1 protein-coding gene and 1 pseudogene are annotated in these 2,240 nt (G+C 72.4%); both read right to left on the minus strand.

The genetic code is table 11. The annotated features are described in order from the left end of the window. Positions 1-1,198: pseudogene (locus VF536_RS22880) on the minus strand (hypothetical protein); the annotation flags it as partial. Positions 1,199-1,217: 19 nt separating this feature from the next. Further along, a complete protein-coding gene (locus VF536_RS22885) occupies positions 1,218-1,928 on the minus strand; it encodes a response regulator (RefSeq protein WP_331617207.1) in 711 nt (236 codons plus the stop codon). Between the last annotated feature and the right edge of the window lie 312 nt (positions 1,929-2,240).

Genomic DNA, 2,240 nt, shown 5'->3' on the forward strand with positions numbered 1-2,240 from the left:
TATCGGCGCCGACGCCCAGGATCTCGCCCTGCACCGGCAGCCGCCGCATCACGTGGATCAGCCAGGGCAGCGCGCGCTCCGACAGCTCCGGGCCGCGACGTTCGGCGATCGTGGTCGCCTGCTTGCCCAGGCGCTCGATGCGCAGCGTCTCGCCCGGCTGCAGCGACGCGCCGATCCGGTCCAGCGACAGCGCGAGCGATGCGCCCGGCTTCGCGCTGTCGAAGAGGACCGGCACCACCGCCGGCGTGGGGCTTGTCCCTGCAGGCATCGCATCGGAAGCTGCCGCGGACAGCTCGGCGGACGGATTGGCGGGCCCGGTGGGCTCAGACGGGCGGAGCAACTCCACCCGTACCCGCATCTGGTCGAGGTCCGCCGGCGGCCACACTGGCCGGGCGCGGCGGCCGACGTCGTCGAACAGCGCGTCCTGGAACGCCTCCACCGGCAGCCGGATCGAATAGAAGGTGCGCCGCGCGCAGTCCGGCCCGCTGCTGCCTTCCGCGCACGGGCCCTCGCGCCAGAGCCAGCCGCGGAACTCGCGCATCGGGCGCGCCTTGCCGGGCAGCTGAGGTCCCGTGCCGAGGAAGCCGGTCAGCCGACCGCGCTGCGTGCCGTCGGCCGCGGCGGCGCCTTCGAATGGCGCGATCCAGGTCTGGGTGCTGCCGCGCAGCTTCAGCGTGACCCGCGCGCGGTGCACGCCGCTCAAGTCGAGCGCGCCGTGCTCGCGGCCGGCGAGCGGCCCGCTCTCGAGGCTGCCCACCAGGTACAGGAATCCGCCCGCGTAGGCGTTTGCGCCGACGGCGGCACACAGGCTCGCGCCGTCGGGCCAGCGCAGGCCGCAGCCGGCCATCTCGACCGCGCGCTGCGCCTTGTTCTGGTCGTCGAAATCGATCGCCGAGAACGGCAGCAGCACCGGCGCCTGTCCGTCCCGGTCGCCCGCGCCCATCGTCGGATTGAGCAGCGCCAGCTGGCCGCTCGGATGGCGCAACTGCAGGACGATCTCCGCCAGCGATTGCCGGAAGCCCTGCGCATAACGCTGGTAAGCGCGCTGCTTCTGGTCGATCAGCACCGTCAGCACCAGGCCGACCGTCGCCAGCGCCAGCAGCAGGAAGGCCAGGTGCACGACCGCGCGCCGCCGGAACGCCGCCAGGCCCAGGCGCGGCACGACCAGCGCGGGCAACTCGACCGGGCCGAGTTTCATGGCGCGCCCCCGTCGACGCTCACCGCGGCGCCGACCACCGGAACCCGCGCATCGGCACGTTCTCGATGGCGTCGAAGCCCGGGTCGACTTCCTTCAGCGCCTCGCGCAGCGTCGACACGTGCTTGCGGACGTTGTCGCGCGTGCGGCCGCTCTTGACGACGTCGTAGAGCTCCTCGTACGACACCACCTGCGGCGCGCGCTGGTAGAGCGTGGCGAGGATGCGCTGCGCCGTCAGCGGCAGGTTGATGCGCTGGCCCTTCCACAGCGGGCTGCGCTGCCAGAGCGGGTCCAGCTGCAGCGCCTCCGGCGCGGCCGCGACCGGCTCGGCGGCCTCGCGGGCACGGGCCGCGCGCAGGATGTCGAGGAAGGTGTCGATGAATTCGGACTCGTCGAAGCTGGTCTTCTGCAGGTAGTCCCAGGCGTCGAGCGCCTTCATGATCCCGCGGTAGATGGCCGCCGGCATCGCCGACACCACCAGCACCGGCGTGCCGGCGTTGAGCTTGTTGATCTCGTTGATCAGCGCGATGCCGGCGTTGCGCTCGCGGCCGAGCTCGATGTCGAGCACCACCATCTCGTAGCGCTCGCGCGCCAGCGCGGCCTCGGCGGCGTCGCGGTCGAACCACTGGTCGACCTGCAGCTCGGGCCGCGCGGCGCGGATCCAGCCGGCAAGCTGCTCGCTGGTGGGGCGGTCGTCCTCGATGACGGCGACCTTGTTCCTGGGGATGGCCATGGCGCCGGATTATCGACAGCCCGGCGCCTTCCCGCGCGGCGGGCGTGTGAGGGTTTCTTCCGGACCGTGAAGGGACCCGCCGACGCCCGCATTGAGGCTTCCGGGCCCTTTCCGGACCATGAGCGTCATCCCAACACCCGAATCACGGGAACCCCGGAGGACCTCATGAACGACCGCCTGCAATCGATCCGCAACGCCGCCGCGCGGCTCAAGGCTCGGCTGCCCGGTTTCTCCCGCCGCAACGTCGGTGACGAGTTCGGCGGCGAAGGCGCCGGCGCCGGTGCCGGCGGCCTGGGCGTGCCGCTGAAGCGC

It is taken from the genome of Roseateles sp. (assembly GCF_036486225.1).
Classification (GTDB): Bacteria; Pseudomonadota; Gammaproteobacteria; order Burkholderiales; family Burkholderiaceae_C; genus Roseateles.